This window comes from Rheinheimera sp. 4Y26, assembly GCF_025245835.1.
Classification (GTDB): domain Bacteria; phylum Pseudomonadota; class Gammaproteobacteria; order Enterobacterales; family Alteromonadaceae; genus Pararheinheimera.
This window is the reverse complement of record NZ_JAOBWS010000002.1, coordinates 277,894-304,863: the sequence shown is the minus strand read 5'-3', so window position 1 is coordinate 304,863 and position 26,970 is coordinate 277,894. Positions and strand designations below refer to the sequence as shown.

Genomic DNA, 26,970 nt, shown 5'->3' with positions numbered 1-26,970 from the left:
CTGCTGACGTCTGAGTTATCAGACTAAAAATTCAGGATTCAAAAACGACAGTCGCCAGGGCAAATGCCTGCTCGTCGCTAATCGACAACCAACAGTGTTTTACCCCGAGTTTTTCCGCAAGCAGCGATGCTGCATCAGTCAGCTGCAACTGCGGCCGGCCAAATTCATCATTGCTGACAGCAAAATGCTGAAAGGAAATACCGCGGCCAATGCCGGTGCCAAGGGCTTTGGCCGCGGCTTCTTTGGCGGCAAACCTCTTGGCAAAATAACGCACCGGCTGTTTATGCTGCAGGTAAATTGCTCTTTCGGTTTCGGTTAGCACCCGTTCAATCAGCCGTGGCGAGCGCTGTAAACTTTGCTCAATACGGCTGATTTCAACAATATCAGTGCCAAGCCCGACAATAGCCATTAGCGGCGCGCCTCCACCATTAACCTTTTCATTTCAGTCACAGCCGGGCCTAAACCGGTAAAAATAGCGCGGGCGATCAGTGCATGACCAATATTCAGCTCATACATCTCTGGAATAGCAGCAATAGCCTGCACATTGTGAAAGTGTAAACCATGGCCGGCGTTCACCACGATGCCAAGCGATTTGGCATATTCAGCAGCAGTGCGGATACGCTCCAGCTCAGCGAGTTGCACTTTAGGGCATGTGGCGTCGGCATAAGCACCGGTGTGAATTTCAATATAAGGTGCACCCGCTTTAGCGGCAGCGGCAATTTGTGCCAGATCAGCGTCAATAAACAACGACACCAGAATGCCGTCGTCAGTCAGGGTTTTGACTGCTTTTTCGATATGGCTAAAATGCCCTGCCACATCGAGGCCACCTTCTGTGGTCAGCTCCTGGCGTTTTTCCGGCACTAAACAACAAAAGTGCGGTTTGAGCTTACGGGCAATACCAAGCATTTCATCGGTGACACCCATTTCAAAATTCAGCCGGGTCTGAATAGTGTCTTTTAATAAAAACACGTCCCTGTCCTGAATATGACGGCGATCTTCACGTAAATGCACGGTAATGCCGTCGGCACCGGCCTGCTCGGCCAATAAAGCGGCGTGCACTGGTTCAGGATACTGGCTGCCACGGGCCTGACGCACTGTGGCTACGTGGTCGATATTTACACCTAAATAAATGGGTTGCATTACAAGTCTCCGGTTGCAGCAGCCATATGGCTACCGCATCACTGTTAAAACTATCGGTTAAACAGGGCCCGACTGGCAAGGGGTTGATTGCCCAGCAGCGGCTGTAATAAATAACGGCACAGTTGTTTGGCGACGCGCTGTGCTTTGTCATGCCATTGACCGCGCTCTATCGCCATTAAAGCGTCACCCGGCCAACCCACACCATGCTGCCTGCCGTTGGCATCGATAAAACCAGTACGTACTAAGCCAACTTCCGCCTGCCACTGATAAAGACCATCAACAGCCAGCGGTTGCTGCTGCGCATCAAACGCAAAGTCAACCGGCACACCGAGTTCGGCAAGCAGCATCAGCTCAAAGCGGCGCAAAACCGGCTGTAGCAGCCCCGGATGCGGCTGAGCTGCGGCTAAATCCAATAAACTTTGCTGATACAGGGCAAACAAATGCTCGCTGGCCACATCCTGTGGCCAAATCCGGCACAGCAGCTCGTTGATGTACATGGCACTAAATAAAAAGTCACCCTGAAACTGCAGCGCTGGCTGTTGCTCTTCCAATGCGCGTACTGTTTTTAATTCACCCCGGCCGGTCAGTTGCACCGCCAATAATGCAAAAGCGGGCCAATTGCTGCGCCCGCCTTGTTTTTTACCGGGCCGGCGTGCCACTGCACGCAAACGCCCTTGTTCAGGTAACAATAAATCCAATAACAGCTTGTCGTCCCGAAAGGCTCTGCTGTGCAGCAGGTAAGCCGGACTAAAGCCAGTGGTCATTAATCTTCGCCATAACCTAAGCTGCGCAGCGCCCGCTCGTCGTCGGCCCAGCCAGATTTAACCTTAACCCACATTTGTAAAAACACCGGTTGTTCAAACAGTTCTTCCATATCTTTACGGGCTTCCGAGGCGATGGTTTTGATCCGCTCACCGGCTTTGCCTATCACCATACGTTTTTGCGTGTCGCGTTCCACCAGAATAAGCGCAGCGATGTGGTAGTGTTTTTCTTCCCACTTAAAACGCTCAATTTCTACCGTCACCGAATACGGCAGTTCGTCACCCAAAAAGCGCATCAGCTTTTCGCGTACAATTTCCGACGCCATAAAACGTTGGGAGCGGTCGGTAATGTAATCTTCCGGGAAGAAAAACTCACAAGGCGGCAGGTGTTTGTGCACTATGTCACGCAGCGCGGCCACATTGGTGCCTTTTTCCGCCGAAAGCGGCACTATTTCGACAAAAGACAACTGCGTGCCAAGCCACTGTAAATGCGGCAATAACTCTTCTTTGTCTTTGTAAAGATCCACTTTATTCACCACCAGAATTACAGGTTTATTGGCGGCAATTAACCGGTTCAACACCATCTGATCGTCTTCCAGCCAGCGGGTACCTTCTACCACAAAAATCACCAGCTCTACGTCCAGAATTGAACTGGCGGCCGCTTTGTTCATCAGGCGGTTAATAGCACGTTTTTCTTCGCTATGCAGGCCTGGGGTATCAACATACACCGTCTGGTATTGACCTACAGTGTCAATGCCAACAATACGATGGCGGGTGGTTTGTGGTTTTTTTGAGGTGATACTGACTTTTTGGCCAATCAGCTGATTGAGCAAAGTGGATTTACCCACATTCGGACGGCCAACAATAGCCACTAAACCGGCAAAAGTTTCGCCGGCGGTTTCAGGAATATTATTTGTCATGGGTAAGCTGTTCCAACACCAGGTTCGCGCAGTCCTGCTCTGCCTTACGGCGTGAGCTGCCACTGGCAATAATAGGCTGCATGCCAGCCACTGTACATTTTACGGTGAAGGTTTGATCATGGGCTTCTCCCATTACTTCAATCACTTCGTATTGGGGTAACGCCATTTTGCGGCCCTGCAGATATTCCTGCAGTTTGGTTTTGGAATCTTTTTGTACGCCGGGTTCAATCACCGTCAGGCGCGAACCAAACCAGGCCAGGATCCGTTCTTTGCAAGGCTGGGCGCCGCCATCTAAATAAATGGCGCCTAAAATGGCTTCAACGGCATCGGCGAGAATTGATTCACGGCGAAAACCACCGCTTTTTAACTCGCCTGGCCCTAAGCGTAAAAAGTCCGACAACTGCAACTCTTTGGCTATCTCAGCCAGGGTGACCCCTTTGACCAGAGATGCACGCATCCGGGTTAAATCCCCTTCCCGCGTTTTCGGGAAATTCTGATACAGCGCTTCGGCGATGACAAAACTTAAAATGGCATCACCCAAAAACTCCAGTCGTTCGTTATGTTTGCCTTTACAGCTGCGGTGCGTCAGCGCTTGTTCCAGCAGCTCAGGCTGCACAAACTGGTAACCCAACCGTCGTTGTAATGGCGCTAAAGAAACTTGCATGCCTACCCTTATTCAATCCGGCCTAAACGTTCAAAGCGGATACCAACAGGCACCCAGCCAGGAATAGCACTGTTCGGATCATCATTAAATTCAAAACTCATCCACTTAAACACCGCTTTGCCGACCAGATTCTGCTCTGGCACAAAACCCCAGAACCGGCTATCGCGGCTGTTATCACGGTTGTCGCCCATGGCAAAATAATGGCCGGCTGGCACCACAAACTCTGTGGTTTCTGTACCAGGCTGACGGTAATAATTGTGAATAGGCTCAGGCAACATGGCATTTTGCAGAATGTCATATTGTTTGGTTGGGCCTTGTTCAGTAAAACGTTTCAGTGGATAAGGGCCTAAGAAAAATTCACCTTCCGACTGTAATTCCTGATGCATCGGCTCCAGCACAGGGCATGGCTGATTCAGATTTTTGTCACAGGCTTTTTGGATATATAACTGTTTGTTTTTATAAACAATACGATCGCCCGGCAAACCAATAATACGCTTGATGTAATCCACATTTGGCTGCTCAGGGTATTTAAATACCGCCACATCACCATGTTCAGGTTTACCGGTCTGAATTAAGGTGGTGCGCCAGATAGGGTCTTTAACATCGTAAGAGTATTTTTCCACCAGAATAAAATCACCGACCAGCAGGGTTGGCATCATAGAGCCGGATGGAATTTGAAATGGCTCGTACAAAAAAGAACGGAAAATCGTAATCACTGCAATCAGCGGGAAAATCGACTGGGCAGTTTCAGCAATATAAGACTGAGGCGCAATTTGTTGTTTCACTTCCTCTGACAAGGCGGTGCCGGCTGCAGCTTCGGCCTGCGCCAGTTTCATTTTGCGTTTAGGCGCCAGCACTAAAGCATCAAACAACCAAATTAACCCGCTGCCGACCGTTAATGCCACTAAAAATATTGCAAAATAACCTGCCATGAAAAATCCAATCCTCGTTGCTGTATCTGATGTGTCAGCTTACCGCTGAACTTTGTGCTGTTGCTGCTGCTATTGCACTATATATTGTTACCAGCTGTAACAACTGCGGCGCTGATAACACAGCGCCGCAATCACAGAAATGCAGGCTATTTGCCTACTTTCAGAATGGCTAAAAACGCTTCTTGTGGCACTTCAACGTTGCCCACTTGCTTCATGCGCTTTTTACCTTCTTTTTGTTTTTGTAACAGCTTTTTCTTCCGGCTAACGTCACCGCCATAACACTTGGCCAATACGTTTTTACGTAATTGTTTTACCGTGGTACGGGCAATAATATGACTGCCAATGGCCGCCTGAATGGCGATATCAAACATCTGGCGTGGGATCAGCTCTTTGAGTTTTTCTGCCAGATCACGGCCACGGCTTTGCGCAAAATCACGGTGGCTGATAATCGCCAGCGCATCCACTCTTTCACCATTGATCAGAATATCCACCCGTGACATGTCAGAGGTTTGGAAACGTTTAAACGCATAATCCAAAGAAGCATAACCACGGCTGGTTGATTTTAACCGGTCAAAGAAGTCCATTACCACTTCCGCCATCGGCAGTTCATACACCACTGCCACCTGACGACCGTGGTACGTCATATTGATTTGCACACCGCGTTTTTCAATACAAAGGTTAATCACGTTACCTAAGTATTCCTGCGGCACCAGAATATGGGCTTCAACAATAGGCTCACGGATTTCGTCAATATTGCCAACAGGCGGTAAGTCGCTTGGGTTATCAACCATCACGGTTTCACCGGCTTTGGTGACAACTTCATACACTACTGTGGGTGCTGTGGTAATCAGGTCCAGATCGTATTCACGCTCTAACCTTTCCTGAATGATTTCCATATGTAACATACCAAGGAAACCAATACGGAAACCAAAACCTAAAGCGCTGGAGCTTTCTGGTTCATAAAACAGTGATGAGTCGTTTAAGCTGAGTTTTTCCAGCGCATCACGGAAATCTTCATAGTCGTCTGACGACACCGGATACACACCGGCATACACCTGAGGTTTAATGCGTTTAAAGCCTGGTAAAGGTTCGGTGGCTGAATTTTTTGCCAGCGTTAAGGTATCACCAACAGGCGCACCTTTAATTTCTTTAATACCGGCAATGACAAAACCTACTTCGCCTGTACTTAAAATGCCGGTATTTTTTGCTTTTGGCGTAAAAATACCCACCTTATCTACTTCGTACACAGCGCCGCTCGACATAATTTTAATTTTGTCTTTGGCCTGAATTTTACCGTGTTTAACACGTACCAAAGACACAACACCCTGGTATGGGTCAAACCAGGAGTCGATGATCAGCGCTTGTGTTGGCGCATCAACGTCACCTTCAGGGCAAGGGATACCCTTGACGATGGTTTCCAGCACATCTTCAATACCTAAACCGGTTTTGGCAGAACACTGCACAGCACCCACGGCTTCGATACCAATAATGTCTTCAATTTCTTCAGCAACACGCTCAGGCTCGGCCTGTGGCAAGTCAATTTTGTTCAGAACCGGCAATACTTCCAGGTTCATTTCCAGCGCGGTATAACAGTTGGCAACTGTTTGAGCTTCAACACCCTGACCGGCGTCCACCACCAATAAAGCACCTTCGCAGGCCGCTAAAGAACGGCTGACTTCATAGGTAAAGTCAACGTGACCCGGTGTGTCGATAAAGTTCAGCTGATAAGTTTCACCATCTTTCGCTTTGTAGTTCAGCGTCACACTTTGCGCTTTGATGGTGATACCACGTTCACGCTCCAGATCCATCGAATCCAGCACCTGTTCCTGCATTTCCCGATCAGACAAACCACCACAAAACTGGATCAGCCGGTCAGACAAGGTTGATTTGCCATGGTCAATGTGAGCAATGACGGAGAAATTGCGGATATGAGATATTTTTGCCATTTTTTCCAATATAAAACTGAGCTGGTTGGCCGCACGGCACCGACGTGAAAACATCGTGCACTGGCGGACGACAGATTAAAATTGCCGCGAATTGTACTTGATTTGCTGCGAGGTTGCTATGTGTTCTTGGGCTTTCGCGCCAGTGGGGGTTTTCGCCGCAGCAAAGGAAATTGCAACGCTGTTATTGCCACATTTATTGCTGCTGCACTGCCAGAGTCGGCAATACAGCCAATAACTCAACCTGTTGTTCGGCACCACCTTGCTGCACACCAAAACGACGAGCCAGATAATAACCCGGCAGAGCAGCCACAATACCAGCACACAATTGCCAGCCCTCGCCTGCCTCTGCCCAGAACATCAAAAACACCGCCGCAATAAATAACAACAGTGGTAACAGGTAAACCACAAGGGCAGATTTCAGCAGTACGCCTTCATGAAGGCCAATCCGCACCTGTTGGCCAGGCAATAATTCCTTATGTTGTAACTCTGGCGGATAAGGCAGAAAAAAACGATATTGGCGATTGGTCAGATGTTTGGCCACCACACCACTGGTGCAGCTATCGTTGGCACTGCAAGCCTGACAACTGCTCTGCACTCTGGTTTCTAACCAGACTCCCTGTGCATCTGTCTGAACTACTGTGGCTATCTCTTCAACCATCTTGCTGTGCCTGTGACAATAAAGCGGCCATTATAGCTGTGCTGTTTAACGAACGGAATCTGCCAGCCGGTTGGCAACAGCCACATCCAGCGGGCCAATCACTGTGACATCAATATTTTGCTTGGGTTGTACCAATAAAGTGGTTGCCCCATCACGAAAAGCCTGGGCAGGTAAACCCGCAGTCGGCTGCACAAAGACTGAGATCTGATGCAAACCATCGGTTAACAGCCAGGAAGCTAACACCGTATTATTGGATGCTATTGGCGTCTGTTGCTGTAATACCAGCTGATAACCATCGGGTAACCAGCCAAGCTGAAAATTAACCTGCTGCTGGGGTTCATTCTGCGGTAACTGCAAGGGTTCAGTCGGTAAATCAGCACTGAGTAAACCCATTAATTCTTGAGGCAGACTGGGTTTAAGCTGCATATGCACCACCATCCAGCGTTCCAGCACTTCGTTGTTTTGATCAACAGTATCCACCCGCAGTGGAAAGCCTGTTTCACCATCCAGCCACAGCCAGTAGCTGAAACGGCCATTGTTAAAGGCGGTAAGCCTGAGCAATTGAGCGGTGCGGCCCGACAACGAAGTGCTGCTGCCAAGCACAGCATCGTACAGTTTCATAATATTGTTTTGTGACTGGAACAATATGGCCGGCAGCTCTTTAATCGATTGATTGACAGTGACCAGCAGCGAATTACCCGGGGATGAATAATACACCCTGTCATTGCGTCTGAAAGTGTCAGTGCCGGCCAGGTCTTGCGGGATGAGCTGCTCAAGTTCGGTTTGCACCGGCAGACTGCCGGCGGCCTGATGCACCCCGTGTAACCAGCGGAAAGTATTCAGCTGGTTACTGCGCATCTGCACAAAGGTCACATCAAAGTTGAATTTTTTAACCGCTTGCTGGCTGCGTTCAAACTGCAACCAGCCATCATTGCTGGCTGCTGCTGACAGACTCAGCAACAGACAGCTTAACAACAGCAACAACACAGGCATGGCTATTGTCCGCGTGGTGGTTGCTCAACAACAGGTTGGGTTTGCTGATTTTTTTGTTGCTGCTGTGCAGTTTGTTCAAGTAAGCGGATTTGCTGCTGCCGTGCCTGCATCAGCTCCTGCAAGCGGCGCTGTTGCTCCAGCTGCAATTGTTGTTGCTGGGCGGCAAAACGGGAATCCACTGAACTCTGACTTAAACTAACCGGCGTTGCCACACCGCCGATAGGACGGGTTTGTAATACCGGTAATGGTGAAGTTAAAGCTTCATCCGGCGATTTCTGACTTTGTTGCACGCCCACTACAGCCACTATGGCTACACTGGCAGCAATAGCACCCTGCAACATGGTTTTTATCCAGGGCATATTGGCCGCTGATTTAAATTTACCAAAACGGGATGTTGCAGCAACAGCTGCCAGTTGCAACTCAGCTTCCGGCTGTAGCTGATGGCTTTCTTCATTTTCCAGCAATAAAGCAAAGTTATCAGCAAACTGCAGGTCAACCTGAGCAGGTAATTCGTTGCGGATCACATTGCCTATCATCTGATAACGCAGCCACTGCTGCTGCAGGTCGGGATCTTGTAACAAAGAGTCGAGCTGTTGCGCACTGATGCCTTGATTATCACTGGCGGCAGATAGCCAATCTTGTTTTTCAGACGACATACATAATCCTGTCTTTGTTCATAGGTTAGCTGATTAACGGCTTCAGCTGGATGTCAATTGCTTCGCGTGCCCGGAAGATCCGGCTACGGACTGTGCCTATAGGACAGCCCATCACTTCGGCAATTTCTTCGTAACTCAGACCATCCATCTCACGCAAAGTGATGGCAATGCGCAATTCTTCCGGCAATTTTTCAATAGTTTCAAACACTACATGCCGGATTTCTTCGGTCAGCAACAGCTTTTCCGGTGAATCCTGCACTTTTAACGCGTCACTGCCCTCGTAAGAGTCAGCTTCTTCCGCATCAACGTCTGTTGACGGCGGTTTGCGGCCGTTGGCCACCAGATAGTTTTTTGCACTGTTTACAGCAATGCGATACAACCAGGTGTAAAACGCACTGTCTCCGCGAAAGCCTGGCAGTGCACGATAAGCTTTTATAAAGGCTTCTTGTGCCACATCCGCCACGTCGCCATGATTAGAGACGTACCTTGAAATTAAGTTCGCTAATCTGTGCTGATATTTTCTTACCAACAGATTAAAAGCCGCTTTATCCCCTTGTTGTACCCGCTGGACTATCTGCCAATCCAATTCTTGCTCGCTCATCCGAGCTTGTCCCCTGTTTTGCTTACTGCTAAATTTTGCAACCGGCTCTCGTCAAGCGTACCCTTATGACGGGACCGAAGTGAAAAAGTTCGGTTTAATAGATAAAAAAGTTACAATAGATTGATCCTGACCGCATTGGATGACATATAGCCCATCCGAGCGCTGCCGGACACCTCAGCGCCAGTCGCAGCCTGCCTGGCTTTTTACTCAACTAAGATTCTGTTTTTTGTCAGATTTAAGTGTATCGCATGCAACAGCAAAAAGAACATCTTTGTGACGTATTAATTATTGGCAGCGGCGCTGCCGGTTTGTCTTTGGCGCTGCAACTGGCAGATAAACTGAATGTGATGGTGCTGAGTAAAGGCCCGCTGCGCGAAGGTTCAACTTTATATGCGCAAGGTGGCATTGCCGCTGTGTTTGATGAAAACGACAGCATTGATTCCCATGTCAGCGACACTCTGATTGCCGGCGCCGGTTTATGTGACGCAGAGGCTGTTAAATTTACCGCCGAGCACGCTAAAGAAGCGATGGAATGGCTGATTGGGCAAGGTGTGCCATTTGATCAATATCGCGATGAAGAAGGCGTATTAAAATACCACCTGACCCGCGAAGGCGGTCACAGCCACAGGCGTATTCTGCACGCGGCAGATGCCACAGGCCGCGCTGTGCAAATTACTTTGGTCGATCAGGTCAAAGCCCATCCGAATATCCGTTTACTGGAAAACTACAACGCTATTGATCTGATTACCGCAGCAAAGCTGGGGTTACCGGGCAAGCATTGTTATGGCGCTTATGTCTGGAATCGTAACTCAGAACAAGTTGAAGTGATTTCTGCCCGTTTTGTTGCGCTGGCAACAGGTGGCGCCAGTAAAGTGTACCTTTATACCAGTAACCCGGATGTAGCCAGTGGTGATGGTATTGCCATGGCGTGGCGTGCCGGTTGCCGGGTGGCCAATATGGAATTTAACCAATTTCACCCCACCAGTTTGTATCATCCGGACGCCCGTAACTATCTCATCACCGAAGCCATGCGAGGTGAAGGTGCTTATTTAAAAAGGCCGGATGGTTCGCGTTTTATGCCGGATTTTGATGAGCGTGCAGAGCTGGCCCCCCGTGATGTGGTGGCGCGGGCTATCGACTTTGAAATGAAACGCTTGGGTGTGCCTTGTGTGTATCTCGACATCAGCCACAAGCCAAAAGATTTTATTATTGAGCACTTCCCCACTATTTATGCCAAGTGTTTAAGTGTCGGTATCGACATTACCAAACAGCCTATTCCAGTGGTACCGGCAGCCCATTACACCTGTGGCGGCGTGATGACTAACCAGAATGGCCAAACCGATGTACCCAACCTTTATGCCATTGGTGAAGTGGCTTATACCGGCCTGCACGGTGCGAACCGGATGGCAAGTAACTCTTTATTGGAATGTGTGGTGTTTGCGCAAAGTGCAGCCAAACATATTCTGGCCAACCTGGCACAGGCGGCAGCGCCTATTTCACTGCCGCAATGGGATGAAAGCCGGGTCAGTAACTCAGATGAAGAAGTGGTGATCACCCACAACTGGCATGAACTGCGGTTATTTATGTGGGATTTTGTCGGCATAGTGCGCACCACCAAAAGGCTGGAGCGGGCGTTACACCGCGTAGAATTATTACAACGCGAAATTCAGGAATATTACCGCCACTTCAGAGTCAGCAATAACCTGCTGGAACTGCGTAACCTGACCATGGTGGCTGAGCTGATTATCCGCTGCGCCATGGCGCGCAAAGAAAGTCGAGGTTTACATTACACCCTGGATTATCCGGCTATGCTGGACAACCCCAAACCAACAATCCTGACACCACCGGAACGTGATGCTGAGCCGGTAACAACTCAGACGATCTGAGTTTCTGTCTGCAATTAAAAGCAAAAACGGCGCAAAAGCGCCGTTTTTTGTATTGGCTGTCAGCTCTGGCGCAATATTGTTATTCGGCCGCAGCAGCTTTTGAGGCCCGGCGACGATATTTTAGGATGAGGTACACCACATAAATCTGCAAAGCGGCCGTGGCAAGCTGACCAATAATGGATTGCAGTTCGGTATATTTTTCGGCATACACATACAAAGACAAATTGCCCAGGGCAAAAGCCAGCCATGTTAAGGCCGGCACACCGTCAGAGGTTTTGGTTTTTAATAAGTGCCACAACTGCATCAGGGTTGCAGCGGGAAAAATAATAGCAGGCACATAACCTGCCAGTTCAATTAAAGTCATGGTTTTTATCCAGGGAATTAAAAAGTAACCAAGTGCAGACTGCACTTAGTCAGATGCTTACAGCATAACAACAAGGCGGCAAGCACAACAGCTGCAATTCAAATGGCTAGTTTTGTGTTTGCCAGCGCCGTTCTGTGCAGGCTCTTGCCAGTGCTCTGCCGTCCGCTTCGGAAAAATTATCGCGGTATAACCACAGCTGATGCACTTTGTGCTCGTCATCCTGCCAGTACAACCAGAAACCCCAGCCACAGACCAAAGACTGCGGCAACAGCTGTCCTGCGGGTTTGGCATCCTGCAAGAACCGGATACGGCCGTTTTGCTGAAGTGTCAGCATCCGGATCGGCAGCGGTTGCTGCCAGGCCCGCACTTGCCGGTACAACACAAAAACAGGCAGCGGACTCATCAACAACAATTGCCACCAGGGCAAAGGCAATATCAGACACACCAGAACAACCGCCAGCAGGCTCAGTGCATAAGGCACAGTGCGCCAGCGTGAGGGCCTGAGCGTCAGGCTAAACGCGGACGCGCCGGACAATGATGTCCACCAGCTGTTGCAAAGTTGCATCCTGTGATTTGGCATGCCCCATAAACCAGGCAAATAAATCCGGGTCGTCACAGGCTAATAAACGTTCAAAATCATGCTTTTGCTCAAGGCTTAAGGCGTCATAACCCTGCTCCACAAAAGGAGATAACAAAATATCCAGCTCCAGCATACCGCGACGGCAGGCCCAACGTAATTTGGGTTTACTCATTAATTCAGACATAACAGGCTCTCTTGTTTTGCTGGCCGGATTCTAACAAATAATTGTTGCGGGGGTTGTGCTTTTCCATCTTTCGCCCAATGATCTGTGCCATTGCACATTAAAGGTTTAAAAGTGACATCTGTTATGCAAAGCTCCTGGATCAGTGCTGAACAATTAGCACAGTTATCAAACGACACCGAACAAGCTTTTATCAGTCCATTACCGGCTTTTTCTGTAGTGCGGATCAGTGGCCCTGATCAGAAAAAGTATCTGCAAGGACAAACCACCTGCGATATCAATACTTTAACTGAACATAATTTTTTACGTGGCGCCCATTGTGACGCTAAAGGAAAAATGTGGGCCACTTTTCATTTATGGCAACAAGGTGAAGATATTTTATACACCGGCTTTCGGGATGAAATTCAGGCCTCTTTGGTGCAGCTGAAAAAGTTTGGTGTGTTCTCCAAAGTTGCCTTTCACGACACCCAGGAGCAACTGGCGGTTCTGGGCATCAGCGGCCCTGATGCAGACAAACTAGTGGCGAAACTTGGTTTTGAAGTACCGGCTCCGGGCACACTGGTGGCAGTACCGGACGGTCAATTACTGGCGCTGGCAGAGCAGCATTATTTGCTGGTGCTGGACATCACAGCCGCCAAAACCCTGCTGACAAGCCAGGCTGCCCACCTTGCCGCGCCAACGCGCTTTTTGGCTCAACATATTTTGCATGGCCTGCCCTATCTGGAGCAGGCGCTGATTGGCGAATATGTGCCGCAAAACCTGAACCTGCAAGCCATTGATGCTATTAGCTTTACTAAGGGTTGTTATATAGGCCAGGAAATGGTGGCCCGGATGAAATATCTGGGCAAAAATAAAAGAGCCACATATATTCTCAAAGCACAAAGTGCAGAAACTCCGGCAGCCGGCAGCGATATTGAAGTACAATTAGAGCAAAACTGGCGTCGAAGCGGTGTGGTGGTGAACGCGGTCAATATTCATGGTGAGCTGTTAGTGCTTGCTGTGCTGCCCAACGACACCGCGCCGGATGCTCATTTAAGGCTGGCCAGCGCACCTGACACCTTATTCAGGCTGGAAGCTCTTCCTTATTCTTTAAACTAACTGAGGTTTGCATGACCATTCAAAATAACAAAGTTGTTGCTATGCATTACAGCGTCAGTGACGCAGCCGGCAACGAACTCGACAGCTCTGCAGGCGGCGAGCCACTGGTGTTTATCCATGGCAGCGGCTCATTAATTCAGGGGCTGGAAGCTGCACTGGTTGGCAAACAAGCCGGTGATAAATTTACAGTTGAAGTAGCAGCCGCTGATGCTTACGGCGAGCGCCATGAAGAATTAACCCAGGCCGTGCCACGTGCTTTGTTTGAAGGCATGGAAGTGGCTGTTGGCATGCGTTTTCGCGCTGCAGGCCCGGATGGCCGCGAACAGTCGGTGATTGTGTTAGATGTGACCGACGACGAGGTTGTGGTAGACGGCAATCACCCGCTGTCTGGCATTGATTTAACTTTTGATGTTGAAGTGGTGCTGGTGCGTGATGCCACAGAAGAAGAGCTGGCACACGGTCATGCCCACGGCATGGACGGCCACTCAGGTCACGGCCATTAATCCATTCGGCAAAACTGCAGCCTGACTGCAGTTGAGTTTGTAAAAACGCCGGCTTGCCGGCGTTTTTATTTGCAGCTTTAAAGCTCTGCAGTTAGTTAGCACCTGCCAAAGTTGCGGCCTGGCTCTGTTTTTTCTGCTCTATTAGTTTAATCACTTCTTTGGCCACCCCTTCGGAGGATAGATGGTTTTGCCCTGTCACCAGAGCCCCATCAACCAGCACAAAAGCTTCACTGCGTTTACCCACTTTAAAAATCCCGCCACGCTCAGTGATGGTTTTTTTCAGTAACAACGGAAAGTGCTGAAAATAAGGCGCATCCTGCTGTTCAAAGTCTTCCGGGTAACCTGTCACTTGTTTACCGCTCACCAGATATTTGCCATCTTTGGTTTTTAGCTGCACTAAACCGGCGGTGCCGTGACAGACAGCTGAAATAATGCCCTGATGCTGCTGATAAATGTCCATCACCAGTTGTGCAATGGCCGGGTCTTCTGGCACACCGTACACCGCATTAGAACCGCCCACATAATGCACCGCTTTATAATCGCTAGCCTGCAGTTGGGCTGCGGTTTTGCTGTATTTCAGTGCCTGCATCAGATCCTGCTGATACAGATATTCTTTATGCAGCGGATCCGAAGTGTCGATATAAGCCAAAGGCACAGCGCCCCCTTTGGGCGTAATAAAGTCGACGGTGAAACCAGCCTGTTTAAAGGTGCGGTAGGCTTTGACTATCTCGGAAAAACTGGCACCTGCCGGCAGGTTGGACTGACCGTGAAAATGCGCGTCAGACAAAATAAATAACACCCGCTGGCCATGCTGCACCGAGGGCTGGCGCACCGCCGCTTTACTGATGATTTGCCAGCGGCCATCGATGCGTTTGAGTAAAAACATATCAACATAACGATGCCCTGCGCCTTTTTGCAGAATTTCCGCTTTGGCGGTTGCCAGCTCACCTTCAATATCAATACTGAGAATTTCACCAATACGGCCGTTAAATTGCCCGGCTTTGGCCGGTTTAAACCAGCTGATGTAGTCGGCCACAGGCACCTGCCAGATAGCTTGCCCTTCTTTGGCCAAAAATAACTCAGCTTGTGGGTGAAAGGCCTGCTTGATTTCTCCCTGTTGATTATACGAAGTGCCGTTCAGGTAAAGCTCAAGGGTATGGCGCACCGCCTGATAATTGTCCGCATCAGACAAGTCCTGGTGATTTACTGCCGCTGTTGGCGCATTTAAAACGGTAGTTTTTTGACTTTGTGTCGCAGCACTAACCGCAGCGACATGGCAGACAAAGATGCCCAGCAACAGGGGCCAACAAGATAAATAACGCATAGTTCCTCCGGTAATGTTAAAAACCGGAGCCAGCATAAAAACCAACGCCTGAAGTTACAGCCTCAGGATATGATTCCGGAGAGCGGATTTATAATTCCGGAATCCTGCAGCTGTTGTTTATAGCGGGCGGGCGTCAGGCCTGTGGCTTTTTTAAAAGCGCTATAAAAAGTCGACAACGCATTAAAACCAGATTGCTCGGCTAAATCCGCCATTTTCAGCGGCTGCTGTTGTGCTAACAGCTGACGGGCATAAGCAATACGATAGGCATTGATATAGTCGTTAAATGAGGTTTGCAGGTTGTCGTTTAACAATTGCGACAACTTTGGTACAGACCAGCCCAGCTGTTTTGCCAGTTTGGCCAGCGTTAAATTAGCATCCAGATACAGGGGCTGATGTAGCATCAACTGCGCAAGTTCCTGCTGCCATATTTCTGCCTGCTGCACCGGCAATTTTTTATTGGCATAAGGCACTGCTTTGGGTTCTGCGCGTTTTTGCAGGTAAAGCGTCAGCGCTGCCACATACAATAAAAAACTAAAAGACAAGGCGCCGCTGATATACGAGGTGTAAGAGGCAAAGTGATACGCCGCCCACAGCAACAAATTACCGCCGATAAGACTTTTAAGCATCAGCAGCTCTGATTGTTGCAAAGCGGTTGCCAGCTCAGTGCTGGTTTTGCTGCTGCGCCATACCCACAAGGCTGATAATAAAATCCAGCCAAGCCAGCTGTAGTTAATCAGCCGGTACATCAGGCCTGCCCAAAGTCCGGTGTAGTGCTGATAAGGCCACAACACCCCCACCGCAAGCACCAGCAGCAACACCGCTGCTAAGGGCCACAGATACCAGGCCTTGGTTTTTTTCGGCCCACAAATACTGTGGCAATAGGCAAATAACAAAGGCCCAATCAAAGCACAGGCCGATAAACCCAGCTGCAAAATTTGTTTGGTAATAGCCGGATTAAAATAAAACAGCACAGACTTTAATACTCTGATGCTCAGCATCAGCAGCAATAAAGCCAACAATTGATCTGCAAGTGGTTTGTCAGAAGATGGTGCCGGCTTTCGCCAGAAAAAATAACCGGCCAGCAGCCAGGCGTTGAGCCCCCCAAGGGCGCTGAACATCAATAATAGTTGTTCTGTAATGGCCATCTGAACCTGATCCTTTTGTTCATCTGCAATAAGCCCGGGCTGCTCTGCGCCAATTTGTGTTTGTCAGGGCTGATTAGCTAACGCCTTTATAACTCAGGCTGCCAGTAGTGCTGAATGCCACTAATCTTACTTGGTCTGCCTGGTAAAAACTGTTATAAAAACAACTATTTTTATCAGTAAGAGCCAGCCATGCCAAGCCGTTATCAACCCAATCTTACCCCTGCCCCTTCGCAGCTGATTCAGCAAGATGGTGATGCGGTTTATGGTTTATTTGATGGCTCAGTGCCAAGGCTTAATTTTGCTGATTTTAACTACCGCACTGTGCTGGATAATAAAGCCAGCGCACTGGCTCGTTTTTTCCAGTTTAAACAGTTTCAGTTTATCTCTGTAACTGGCCCTAACTGGCTTTTGGCAGTGGCTATTGCCGATATCCGTTATGCCAGCTCTGGTTTTGCTTATTTATATCAGCAGGAAGCAACAACAGTAGAAAAAGGCCTGTTGCTGCCACTGCAGCTGGGCTGTCAAATGAGCCAATCCCCGACCTCAGGCCGGGCGCAGTTACATCTGGGCAAAACCCGCTGGCACTTTGACCTGGATAACCACTGCTGGCGGCTGGAACTGCAGTGTGGCGAGCTGCAGGCAAGCCTTCAACTGGCACGTCAGCAGCAACAACCACTGGCACTTTGTGCGCCGACCGGTTATCAGGGCCTCACTTACACCGAAAAAAACAACGCCCTGGCGGTGACTGGTGAGCTGAAATTGGGTGAGCGACCATTTGACCTGAGTTCAGCCCGGGGCGGTTACGATTTTTCCGCCGGTTTTATGCGCCGCCGCACCAACTGGCGCTGGGCCTCTATCAATACCTTGTTGCAAAATGTGCCTTTTGGCCTGAATCTGGCTAATGGTGTCAACGAAACCGGCCTTTGTGAAAATGCACTCTGGTACCAGGGTAAAATCCAGCATTTAAGCCCGGTGCAGTTTCAGATAAACCGGCAGCAGCCAAACCAAAACTGGCAACTGCAGACTTTATGCGGGGAAGTAGAACTTGAATTTCAGCCCCTGTATTGCCGGCAGGAAAAGGTGCAGGCCGCACTACTTACCAGTAATTTCAGACAATATGTAGGTTATTATCAGGGGAACATCATGCTGGCCGACGGCAGCAAACTGCAATTAAAGCAGTGCCTTGGTCTGGCGGAAGACCATTATGCCAAATGGTAAGCTGCACCTTAGCCCAAACTTTTTTATGTTGATCACAAGGAGTTTTTATGAAAAAGGTATTGGCCACTACCACACTGGTGCTGGCAACAGGCTTGTTATTGGCCTGCTCACCGAAAGAAGTCGGCGATGTCAGCCTGGGCTTATTCACGACAAAAGATATTAAAATTCAAACCTTTAACGACCCAGACATTCCGGGCGTGACCTGCCATATCAGCCATGTCGAAGCCAATCTGGATTTAGCCGACCCATCGGATATGTCGATTGCCTGCCGCCAGACCGGTGAAATCACCAAAGCGATGCTGGATAGCATAGATACTTCCAAATCAGGTGAAGTGATTTTTAGCGCCTCTAAAAGTATTTTGTTTAAGCACCTGAAGATCCGTCGTATTTTTGATAACGACAACAGAACCCTGGTGTATTTGTCGTATTCCACCAAAGAAACCGCCGGCAGTGACAAACATTCGTTAACCACAGTGCCACTCTGGGGGAGCAAAGCCTGGCAGGAGCTGGAAGCTGCCACTACGGCAACGCCAAAATAGCCGCCAAAATTATAGTTACCGCAAAACCAAGCTGAAATTTTATTATGAGCAAAAACAAAAACCCGCCAGTTGGCGGGTTTTCTCTTTATTGACTCAACATAAATGCCTTACAACTTGCGGATATTATCCGCCGCATCCCGGTCAATCAGCTTCAGCAACGGATCAACCGCCACATAGACAGCACCTTTAGGCACTGTCAGCTCAAGCTGATTGCTGCCGGATTTAAGCTGATGCGCCTCAAAATACAGCGCTACCGGTTCTTTACTAAAATCATCCGGATTTTCAGTGTAAAAACCAATATCAACCATCTCCAAAAGCGGCTGCGGACTTTCTTTGCCTTTGCCATCGGCAGTGAGCTTGCCGGCATCAATGGTCAGTGTCACTTTTAACTGTCCATCCGGCAAAGTTTGCTGCTGGATGTCCTTTAACCGCAGATCATAAAGTGTGATATTCACAAACAAATCATCAATAAAAGCCTGCTCAGACGCCGGTAAATCAGCTTTTAAATAACGCACCAGGTCCAAAGTGGTCGGGTACGGATTTTGCTGATACTGGTATTGTTGTAAAAAGGCCCGCAGCTTGGCATCCAGCACTGGTGCACCTAAGCGGTTTTTCAGTGCCATCATCACCAGCGAACCTTTGCGGTAATGAATATAACCCTGATTTTCCGCACGCAGCAGCGGCATTTCTTCAATACGCTCTGAGCCGCGGTCGCGCAGATAACGATCCAGTTCGTATTTTAAGAATTTACGCAGTTTGACCGAACCATATTTAGTTTCCATCACCCTAAGTGCACTGTATTGCGCCAGGGTTTCAGGGATCACCGCACTGCCCTGCACATTGGCGGTACCTACCTGATGGCCCCACCACTGATGCGCCATCTCATGGGCCGTGACGTAATACGGCATATCCAGCTCGTCTTTATCACGTAAATCGGCAATAAAACCAATTTCTTCAGAATAAGGCACCGTATTGGCAAAAGACTGGGCAAAACGCCGGTATCCCGGAAACTCAATAATGCGCATCTGCTTGTGCTGGTATGGACCAAAGGCCTGATTAAAATAATCCAGCGAGTCGCGCATCGATTCCATCATGCGATCCACATTCCAGTGGTGCGCTTTGTGGTAATACACTTCCAGCGCAACGCCCTGATACAACTCTTTTTTTACCTCCAGCCGTGCCGACAGGAAAGAATAAAAGTTAAACATCGGCTTATCCATCTGATAATGGAAATAGCGCCGGTCTCCCTCCTGCCATTCTTTTTGCAGATAACCCGGAGCTATCGCAATTTGATCGGCTGAGGTTGAGACTGTGGTTTCAAACTGAATAAAATCTTCAGCACGGCCAAAACCACTTTCACTGTATCTGCTTTGATCTTCCAGTTTATGCGCACGCTCTGCCGGTGCTAAATCCCGTTTGGCACGTTCATGCCGCTCCTGCAGCTCGTAACCACGCTGGTAACCAAACTGCGGCAACAGTTCACTGTTGTTAATAAAGGTGCCGTTTTCAACCAGCAGCACATCCACGTCACTGTCTTTAAAACCCGGATTAGTGCGTACCAGTTCAATCTGCACCTCGGTTTGCGCACCGGGAGGCAGCGGCTTATCAAAAGTCAGCCAGGCAATATTATATTTGCGGTCAATCTCACTGAGGCTGCCGCCTGCAACCGTCAGGCGCAGCTCGCGGGTATTTTCCGGCACATGCACCAGCATTTTGGCAAGTGGCCGGTCAAATTTATTGCGCATTTGCTGGGTAACACGGGCTTTGATTTGCCGCTCGCCCGGGTAAATATCGACTTCAGCTTTGACGGCAGTGGCCACCAGAATAGGGTCGTCAGCATACTGCTTAAATGCTTTTTCATAATCAGCCTGAATGTCCATACGCTGTTCGGCCGTCATAAAGGTATTGAGCACCCGGGTGTTGTAATAAATCCAGCTGCCGCTACCGGCAAATAACAGCAGTGCCACCACCATCAGGGCAAGGCCCTGCGGCCCCACCTGATAACTGAACAAGGCAGCACGATGTTTCAGACTTTGCGCCGGGCCACGCTGGTAAAAACCATAACCCAACACAAAAAACACCAGCACCAATGCGCCCCAGTACAACATGTACCAGCTGTGGCTTTCCAGCGTCCAACCGAAGCGGTTTAAATCAGAAAATGGCGCATTTGGCGATTGACCAAACTGGAACATTTTGTGGCTGAAACCCCAGGCATCCATCACCAGGGTGGAGATAAAATAGACCACAAACACCAGCATGCCGACGTATTTGTTTGGGCTGAGCGTCTGGATCATAAAAGCCAGCACCACCAGCATCATAAAGGGCAGCAGATTAAAATAACCGAGCCGCACCAGATATTGCACCGGATCCAGCTCTGTCATACCACTGAGTAACTGATAAGTCACAGTGGTCAGCGCAAAAGACACAAACAGCACCGCCATTAACAACCAGACCGCCAGCAATTTGGAGCTGAAATACACCATATTGGCCACCGGCAAACTGTCGGTAATATCACCAATACCGGCGCTGCGCTCACGCCACACCACTTCAGCGCAATAATAAGTCGCGATGATAATAAACAGCAGGCCAGTGGCGTCGACGATCATCGCCACCATGGCCTGGGTCAGCGGCCAGTCGGGGGTGCCGTACAAACCTTCGGACTCCACCATTGGCACCACCAGGTTAAAAATGCAGAGCAACCCCAGAATGATAAAAGGAGCACTAAACAACACCTGGCGCATCTCAAAACGGGTGCGTAACCAGAACTGTTGCCAGACCGAAGGCACTTGCGCTTTGGTTTGCAGTGCCGACAGTGGATATTCAGGCACGGCCGTGTTGTGTTTGGCCTTTTTCTCTTTGCCTTTACCACTGAGTTTTAACTCACGGAACAAACCGCCAAAGGCCAGCAGCACCAGCACACCCACACTCAGCCAAATCAGCCTGTTGTAAAGCACCACACCGGAGAACGTCAGCATCTGATTATTTTTTTCGTCGATGGTCCAGTATCTGGCCACATCAGCAAAAGTTCGCAGACCAAAAGGATCCAGCAACGCCGACAGGGTGCGGTACTCCGGCTCGCGGGTAAAATTGCCGGAGATGAGGTACAACATAAACACCGCGACCACCACCAGATACAAAGCCATCATAGAGCGGTATTTATTGGCGATGGCAAAAAACAGCGCTGACAACACAAAAAGTGTTGGCATGGAAAACATCAGGAAGGTACTGATGTAATAACTCAATACAGTCGGACCAAAACGCTCCTGATCCACCCAGGGCATTAATGAACCTACCAAAGTACCGAGCGGCACAAAGGCAAATACCAAAAGCACCACAGCATAAGCGCCGATAAAACGCCCGAGCTGATATTGCCATGGCGTCAACGGCTTGGAATAAATCAGCTCTTCCATCTGACAACTGTGATTACGGGTCGCGCTGTTACCGATAAAATTCACCACCACAAACATGGCAAAAAGCGACATCACCAGCATGGTTTGCGCTATCGCAAAAGGGCCATTGCCCCAGACTTCTCCCCCGCCACCAATTTGAACCGACTCAGAGGAGGCGGCAAAAAAGGTCATCAGAAAGAACAATAAAGAAGTGACATAAAAAGACGGTTGGCGCAGATAATAACGCCATTCAAAACGGATCATTTGCCAGAGCATATTATATTCCTCAGGCTTGTTGCTGACGGGAGCGGAACAAGGTGGAGAAATACACATCCTCAAGTCCGGCTGCTGTGGCGGTAAAGCCCTGAGGCGCGTCGCTGGCAAAGACGTTCAGCACGGTACGGCCGGCAAACAACCTTTTGGAAATGACCGGCAGTTGTTGTTCAAGCTCAGAAGCTTCTGCCTGCGACACTGTTTTGCTCCAGATTTGGCCTTGCAGTGCATCCACCAGTTTTAGTGGTTCGCCCTGCAATAAAATTTTGCCACCGGCCAATACCGCCATTTGCGGGCACAGCTCGGCCACATCGTCCACTATGTGGGTAGATAAAATTATGACTTTTTCTTCACCCAGGCTCACCAGCAGGTTATGAAATCTGTTGCGCTCTTCCGGGTCCAACCCTGCGGTGGGTTCGTCCACAATCAGCAGTTTCGGATCACCCAATAAGGCCTGGGCAATGCCAAAACGCTGGCGCATACCCCCGGAAAAACTGCTGACCGCTTTGTCTTTATGCTGATACAAATTCACATGGGCCAATAACGCATGCACGGTTTCAAGGCGGGATTTTTTATCATTCAGCCCTTTGAGTACCGCCAGATGATCGAGTAAATCTAAAGCGCTGATGCGCGGATACACCTGAAAATCCTGTGGCAGATAACCCAGAGTGCGGCGCAGCGCCTTGGGATCTTTGAGCACGTTAATACCATCAAACTCGATACTGCCAGTATCGGCAGATTGCAAAGTGGCGATGGTGCGCATCAGACTGGATTTGCCGGCACCATTGGGGCCTAACAAACCATACATACCTTTGGGAATACTTAAAGTGACGTCGGACAAGGCTTTGACGCCATTGTCGTAGGTTTTGGATAACTGATTGATGTTTAACATGCTTCTTCCTGGCTGTTTGATAAATAGCCCAGAGCATGCCAGAGCAGCCGCAAAGCTGCCAAGCGAAATTGTTTACAAATTGTGTCAATTTTTAATAAGGTTACAACGGCAGCTGCCAGCGCCCTGATGCCAGATTTGACTGCAAAACACGGATTTCAGTGACTGCTTTCACAGCTTCGTCCTCACAGCACTGAGGTAATAGCCTCAGCAAAACCTGCAGCCTGATCAACATCTTTTGCTTACAACTCACTCCATTGGCGCAGTAGATTATGATAGTGCCCGGTTAAACCCAGCACTTCAGCGCTGTCCCCTAATTGTGCGCGCAGCGCCTGAATATGCCCATCCAATTCAAATAACATTGAACGCTGCATATCATTTTTCACCAGGCTTTGGGTCCAGAAAAAACTGCAGATGCGCTCACCGCGCTTTACCGGTAACACCTGATGCAAACTTGTTGACGGATACAAAATTAAATCACCGGCTGGCAATTTCACTTCATGGGCACCATAAGTGTCCATCACCTGCAGTTCACCACCGTCATACTCGTCAGGCTCAGATAAAAACAAGGTACTGGACAGATCCGTTCTTAAACTTAACGAACTGCCAGGCAGCTGGCGGATGGCGCCGTCCACATGCAAACCATAATGTTCGCCACCGGCATAACTGTTAAACAACGGCGGCACAGTGCGGTAAGGTAAAGCTGCCGCCAAAAATTGCGGATGCTGATACAGCTTTTGCAGAATAAACTCACCCAGTTGCAGTGCCAGCGGACTATCAACCGGCAGTTGGCGGTTTTGTTTTACTTTGGCGCCCTGCGGACCCACAGTAGCACGACCATCCGCCCAGATGGCCTCAGCCAGGAGCTGTCGCATCCGGGCAACTTCGTTTTTATCCAGCAAGCCTTCAATATGGAACATCATCACCCGAACTCCTGTTTTAGCTTCCCGGCACCGCAGGTGCAGAGCGCCTGAATAACAAAGGCCTTAGTTTAACTAAGGCCTGTGGCAAAAAACCTGATCTGGCACAATATTGAGACTTATTCTCATTTGAATCAAGTCACGCAGCGCCAAAGCAGGCTTAAAACGCGACGTTAACCCCCAGCTTGGCCGAACGTGGTGTGCCCTGATGGTAACGGGAACCGCCGTTATTCAGACTGCCGATATATTCTTCATCCAACAGGTTGTACAGGTTGAGCTGCACCGTCACAGTCGGGTTCACTTCATAAGATGCCATGGCATCCATCACCCAATAATCCGGCACTGTGACCACTGACGCTGTTGCCGGGTTGATAGCGGCGTTATTAGAGCGGGCAACCGAGTCCATATAACGGGCGCCACCGCCTAAACTTAATTTTTCCAGCTTGTAATTGGCCCACAAAGTGAAAGTGGTTTTTGGTGTCCACTGGATAGTTGCGCCCTGAGTGGGTGATGTGCCGTACAACGAACCGCGGGTAATTTTCGGGTCCAGCAGCGCTAAACCAGCGCTTAGCTCCAGATTATCCAGCGGCATGCCCACTAACCCAAATTCGGCACCTTTGACAGTTTTTTCCCCAACAGGTACATAAGTGTTCACGTCATCGCGCACCAGCTCGTTTTTATTCACGCTTTCAAACACAGCAGCAGTGGCAAATAACTTCTGGTTCAGCAGGTTCCATTTGGTACCCAATTCCAGGTTGGTGCCTTTTTGCGGTTGCAGCGCCGGGTTATTCTGGTTGGTTGCCGAACTACTGAGCTGGAAGCTGGTGCCACCCGGTGGCAACTGCGATGTGGCATAACTTAAATAGACAGAACCATCGGCCGTGGGTTTGTAGTTCACGCCCAGTTTGTAACTGAGCAGATTATCAGAAGCCCGTTCATGGCTACCCACTTTAGTGCCCACCGGGATAGTTTGAGGTGTGGCAGTGCCCTGAATGCTGATGTTATCTGTGGTGGTGTTGTAGTGTTCAGCCCGCACGCCCGCACTCAATTGCCACTCTGGCGCCAAATCAATAGTGTCGAGCGCATAAATGGCAGCAGTGTCGCTTGAGCCTTCGGCTTTGGCGCCAGTGAATACCAGTGGTGCGAACACATCAGCAGTGGATGGGTGATACAGGTTAGCCGGCACCTGAGTGGTACCTGTTGGCATGGCTTTGCTGTAATTGAGCTGGCTTTCGTAGCTAAATTCCACACCGGACGCCAGCGTATGCTGCAAGCCAGCGACAACAAATTTTGCCGTCAGATTCGACTGGTTAATTAAAATCTGGTTTTTCTGATCTTTGCCCTGACGCGAGCGGGACACTGTCCAGGTTGAAGGGTCGTTTTTCGTCGCCGCCGGGAAAGCCAGCACGTTCACACCGGTCAGCTCATAATCCTGGGTGGAAACACCATAACGCGAGGTATTGGTGAGCGTGACATTGTCGGCAAAATCATGCTCTACCCGCAGCGTCAGCATATTGGCCAATACATGGTCAAAGTCACTTTTACTGCCATAGAAGTTACTGCGATCCACAGGCACTATAACAGGGCCGTTATTTTGTGGGAAAGCCGCCACATAACTACTGCTGTAATAACCCGCTAAACCCGCAGTTGGCAAACCACCGTCCTGAATATTGTCTTGTTGCATATGCAAAAGATTCAGCGTGGTGCGGGTTGCGGTATTTAAACCAAAGGCCAGCGAAGTGGCGATCCCTGTGCTGTTGTTTTCCACCAGATCACGATTGGGCACACCACTATCCTGACGCAGCAGGTTCACGCGGATGGCGGCATTTTCAATATTCAGACTTTGATTGATATCGGCCGTCACCCTTTTGTGCGAGCCTGATCCCACTACAGCACTGGCGCTGATAAAATCTTCCAGCCCTGCTACTTTTGAGCCCATATTGACATAACCGGACGAAGTGCTGCGGCCGTTATCCACACCGGCCGGGCCTTTGGCAATTTCTACCTGATCGGTATTAAACACATCACGGCTGATAGTGCCTAAATCGCGGATGCCATCCACATAAATATTGCCCTGAGTGTCAAAACCGCGCATAAAAATTGAGTCGCCGGTGGCGGTATTGCCGTTTTCGCCCATCAGCATGGTGATGCCGGGTGTATTGCGTAAAGTGTCGCTTAAAGTGGTGGCAGCCTGTTGTTTAAACAGCTCTTTTTTCACCACCACTATGGTTTGTGGTGTATCAACTAACTTCTGCGTTTGTTTTGGCGAACTGGCTTTTTCTGCAATAAATTCTGCTTCAATGGCATCGGCTGTTACTGTCACTTGTTGTAACTTGCCGCTTTGCTGCGCTGATGCCTGAGCTGTGTTGTTGTCTGCCAGCGCAACAGCAGGTAACGCCAGTAATAAGGCTGACGCAATAGCTGAACGGGCGCCGGTCGGATGTTTTTTTGCCTGAATGTATGCCATGGATTTTCCCTTAATCAACAGATGTAGTGAGGCAGCTTGTTGTGGCTGCAAAAACTGCCGGCATACTATCGATAATCATTCGCATTTGCAAATGATTTTCATTTATGTAATTTCAGACAACGAAAAAACCAAAGCAACAGTGAGGCACTGCAGCTTTTGACTGATGGTTTTTTGCTGTTATTTCAAGCTGGGCGTTAAAAAGCGGGTTTTGTATTGACCGATTTTTTGATTAATTTTTTTAATTAATTCAACGTTCTGTGCTGTGTTTTTTAATACCAGATGCAAACTTTTATGTTCTTTCAGGCTTTGACTGAATTGCAGTTTGGCGGCGCCCGGCTGGATCTCTTTGTCATGCACCAACAAATATTGCAGCACTCTGTTGTCAATCACTGCAGCATCCAGCTCACCTTTCAGCACTTTTAATACATTGGCTCTGTCACTCTGACTGATCTGAGGTTTTAACTCACCGGCGGCAATCAACAGATCCAGCTTTACCATATTCAGATAATCCTGCACCACGCCAAAACGCAGCCCGGCCAACTGGCGGGCATCCGTCAGTAACAAGGGATGATCGCGCCGCTCCACCAGGCCAAGCTCACTGTATCCAATAGCTATGGTTTGCAGATAATCCGGACTTGCCAGTGGATATTCCGGAAAGTACCCCAGGTGCCCTTCTTTGCCACTGTGCACCCTGGCTACCGCCAAAGGCCAGGGTAAAAAATCAACCTGCAGCTGATAACCCAGCTCGCCGAATAAAGTGCGCAAAAACTGCGTCACCTCCCCCTGCTGTGGTAAATCAGCCCCGGTATAAGGTGGCCAGTCCAGGCTGGTGAGTTTGATCACCGGCGTTGCTGCAGGTGCAGGCTCGCCTGGAGCAGCCTGCAGAAACAACGGCAACAAACAACACCACAGCCATTTCATCT

The 26,970-nt window shown here is 49.4% G+C and carries 26 protein-coding genes; 5 read left to right on the top strand and 21 right to left on the bottom strand.

Translation table 11 applies throughout. From position 1 onward, the window contains the following. Positions 1-31: 31 nt before the first annotated feature. The 11 genes from acpS to rpoE all read right to left on the bottom strand — a co-directional run bounded on the left by acpS (position 32) and on the right by rpoE (position 9,271). Positions 32-409, bottom strand: a complete 378-nt coding sequence (gene acpS, locus N3Z11_RS05225) for a holo-ACP synthase (RefSeq protein WP_260656100.1) — start codon at positions 407-409, stop codon at positions 32-34. Continuing rightward, entirely contained in the window at positions 409-1,140 is a 732-nt protein-coding gene (pdxJ, locus tag N3Z11_RS05220; protein WP_260656099.1) for a pyridoxine 5'-phosphate synthase, read from the bottom strand. Before pdxJ ends, acpS begins: the two co-directional genes overlap by 1 nt. 50 nt (positions 1,141-1,190) lie before the next feature. Then, positions 1,191-1,904 (bottom strand): DNA repair protein RecO, encoded by a 714-nt coding sequence (locus N3Z11_RS05215; RefSeq protein WP_260656098.1) that lies wholly within the window; start codon positions 1,902-1,904, stop codon positions 1,191-1,193. Further along, positions 1,904-2,821, bottom strand: coding sequence for a GTPase Era (era, locus tag N3Z11_RS05210; RefSeq protein WP_260656097.1), 918 nt, complete (start codon positions 2,819-2,821; stop codon positions 1,904-1,906). Before era ends, N3Z11_RS05215 begins: the two co-directional genes overlap by 1 nt. Continuing rightward, positions 2,811-3,485 (bottom strand): ribonuclease III, encoded by a 675-nt coding sequence (gene rnc, locus N3Z11_RS05205; protein WP_260656096.1) that lies wholly within the window; start codon positions 3,483-3,485, stop codon positions 2,811-2,813. The genes era and rnc overlap by 11 nt, the downstream gene beginning before the upstream one ends. Before the next feature lie 8 nt (positions 3,486-3,493). Continuing rightward, positions 3,494-4,417 carry a signal peptidase I gene (gene lepB / locus N3Z11_RS05200; RefSeq protein WP_260656095.1) on the bottom strand — a complete coding sequence of 308 codons (924 nt, stop codon included), beginning with the start codon at positions 4,415-4,417 and terminating at the stop codon, positions 3,494-3,496. A gap of 146 nt (positions 4,418-4,563) precedes the next feature. After that, positions 4,564-6,363, bottom strand: a complete 1,800-nt coding sequence (gene lepA, locus N3Z11_RS05195) for a translation elongation factor 4 (RefSeq protein WP_409566851.1) — start codon at positions 6,361-6,363, stop codon at positions 4,564-4,566. 193 nt (positions 6,364-6,556) lie between these two features. Further along, the gene (locus N3Z11_RS05190) at positions 6,557-7,021 is read right to left on the bottom strand and encodes a SoxR reducing system RseC family protein (RefSeq protein WP_260656094.1); all 465 of its coding nucleotides are present in this window, start codon (positions 7,019-7,021) and stop codon (positions 6,557-6,559) included. 45 nt (positions 7,022-7,066) lie between these two features. Next, positions 7,067-8,014, bottom strand: coding sequence for a MucB/RseB C-terminal domain-containing protein (locus N3Z11_RS05185; RefSeq protein WP_260656093.1), 948 nt, complete (start codon positions 8,012-8,014; stop codon positions 7,067-7,069). Positions 8,015-8,016: 2 nt separating this feature from the next. Beyond that, the gene (locus N3Z11_RS05180; protein WP_260656092.1) at positions 8,017-8,670 is read right to left on the bottom strand and encodes a sigma-E factor negative regulatory protein; all 654 of its coding nucleotides are present in this window, start codon (positions 8,668-8,670) and stop codon (positions 8,017-8,019) included. A gap of 25 nt (positions 8,671-8,695) precedes the next feature. Beyond that, the gene (gene rpoE / locus N3Z11_RS05175) at positions 8,696-9,271 is read right to left on the bottom strand and encodes an RNA polymerase sigma factor RpoE (RefSeq protein WP_075806986.1); all 576 of its coding nucleotides are present in this window, start codon (positions 9,269-9,271) and stop codon (positions 8,696-8,698) included. Between the two features lie 248 nt (positions 9,272-9,519). Here rpoE and nadB point away from each other — a divergent pair, with 248 nt between their 5' ends. Beyond that, positions 9,520-11,157 (top strand): L-aspartate oxidase, encoded by a 1,638-nt coding sequence (gene nadB, locus N3Z11_RS05170; protein WP_260656091.1) that lies wholly within the window; start codon positions 9,520-9,522, stop codon positions 11,155-11,157. A gap of 79 nt (positions 11,158-11,236) precedes the next feature. On the opposite strand, the gene N3Z11_RS05165 is transcribed toward nadB, so the two are convergent. From N3Z11_RS05165 to N3Z11_RS05155, 3 genes are all read right to left on the bottom strand, one after another. Next, positions 11,237-11,521 (bottom strand): hypothetical protein, encoded by a 285-nt coding sequence (locus N3Z11_RS05165; protein WP_260656090.1) that lies wholly within the window; start codon positions 11,519-11,521, stop codon positions 11,237-11,239. Between the two features lie 106 nt (positions 11,522-11,627). Further along, positions 11,628-12,056 (bottom strand): protein YgfX, encoded by a 429-nt coding sequence (locus tag N3Z11_RS05160; RefSeq protein WP_260656089.1) that lies wholly within the window; start codon positions 12,054-12,056, stop codon positions 11,628-11,630. Continuing rightward, positions 12,034-12,285, bottom strand: a complete 252-nt coding sequence (locus N3Z11_RS05155; RefSeq protein ID WP_260656088.1) for a succinate dehydrogenase assembly factor 2 — start codon at positions 12,283-12,285, stop codon at positions 12,034-12,036. Before N3Z11_RS05155 ends, N3Z11_RS05160 begins: the two co-directional genes overlap by 23 nt. A gap of 123 nt (positions 12,286-12,408) precedes the next feature. On the opposite strand from N3Z11_RS05155, the gene ygfZ reads away from it, so the two are divergent. Beyond that, positions 12,409-13,380, top strand: a complete 972-nt coding sequence (gene ygfZ / locus N3Z11_RS05150) for a tRNA-modifying protein YgfZ (protein ID WP_260656087.1) — start codon at positions 12,409-12,411, stop codon at positions 13,378-13,380. An 11-nt stretch (positions 13,381-13,391) separates the two neighbouring features. Beyond that, positions 13,392-13,883: a peptidylprolyl isomerase gene (locus tag N3Z11_RS05145; RefSeq protein WP_260656086.1), complete on the top strand. Its 492-nt coding sequence runs from the start codon at positions 13,392-13,394 to the stop codon at positions 13,881-13,883. A 91-nt stretch (positions 13,884-13,974) separates the two neighbouring features. Here the strand turns inward: N3Z11_RS05145 and N3Z11_RS05140 are convergent, their stop codons facing one another. Both N3Z11_RS05140 and N3Z11_RS05135 read right to left on the bottom strand, forming a co-directional pair. Next, complete coding sequence (locus tag N3Z11_RS05140; RefSeq protein ID WP_260656085.1) at positions 13,975-15,207, bottom strand: nuclear transport factor 2 family protein; 1,233 nt, start codon at positions 15,205-15,207, stop codon at positions 13,975-13,977. 62 nt (positions 15,208-15,269) lie between these two features. Further along, positions 15,270-16,352 carry an AraC family transcriptional regulator gene (locus N3Z11_RS05135; protein WP_260656084.1) on the bottom strand — a complete coding sequence of 361 codons (1,083 nt, stop codon included), beginning with the start codon at positions 16,350-16,352 and terminating at the stop codon, positions 15,270-15,272. 189 nt (positions 16,353-16,541) lie between these two features. Between N3Z11_RS05135 and N3Z11_RS05130 the strand changes: the two genes are divergently transcribed. Beyond that, on the top strand, positions 16,542-17,570 hold the full coding sequence (locus N3Z11_RS05130; protein ID WP_260656083.1) for a DUF2804 domain-containing protein: 1,029 nt from the start codon (positions 16,542-16,544) through the stop codon (positions 17,568-17,570). 47 nt (positions 17,571-17,617) lie between these two features. Further along, positions 17,618-18,109: a CreA family protein gene (locus N3Z11_RS05125; RefSeq protein ID WP_260656082.1), complete on the top strand. Its 492-nt coding sequence runs from the start codon at positions 17,618-17,620 to the stop codon at positions 18,107-18,109. A gap of 107 nt (positions 18,110-18,216) precedes the next feature. Here N3Z11_RS05125 and N3Z11_RS05120 read toward each other — a convergent pair whose 3' ends face one another. From N3Z11_RS05120 to N3Z11_RS05100, 5 genes are all read right to left on the bottom strand, one after another. Beyond that, the gene (locus N3Z11_RS05120) at positions 18,217-21,774 is read right to left on the bottom strand and encodes an ABC transporter permease/M1 family aminopeptidase (protein WP_260656081.1); all 3,558 of its coding nucleotides are present in this window, start codon (positions 21,772-21,774) and stop codon (positions 18,217-18,219) included. Positions 21,775-21,784: 10 nt separating this feature from the next. Next, positions 21,785-22,663: an ABC transporter ATP-binding protein gene (locus N3Z11_RS05115; protein ID WP_260656080.1), complete on the bottom strand. Its 879-nt coding sequence runs from the start codon at positions 22,661-22,663 to the stop codon at positions 21,785-21,787. Between the two features lie 239 nt (positions 22,664-22,902). After that, a complete protein-coding gene (locus N3Z11_RS05110; protein ID WP_260656079.1) occupies positions 22,903-23,583 on the bottom strand; it encodes a Fe2+-dependent dioxygenase in 681 nt (226 codons plus the stop codon). Between the two features lie 157 nt (positions 23,584-23,740). Next, positions 23,741-26,047, bottom strand: a complete 2,307-nt coding sequence (locus N3Z11_RS05105; RefSeq protein ID WP_260656078.1) for a catecholate siderophore receptor Fiu — start codon at positions 26,045-26,047, stop codon at positions 23,741-23,743. A 177-nt stretch (positions 26,048-26,224) separates the two neighbouring features. Further along, positions 26,225-26,968 carry a substrate-binding periplasmic protein gene (locus N3Z11_RS05100; RefSeq protein ID WP_260656077.1) on the bottom strand — a complete coding sequence of 248 codons (744 nt, stop codon included), beginning with the start codon at positions 26,966-26,968 and terminating at the stop codon, positions 26,225-26,227. Positions 26,969-26,970 lie beyond the last annotated feature (2 nt).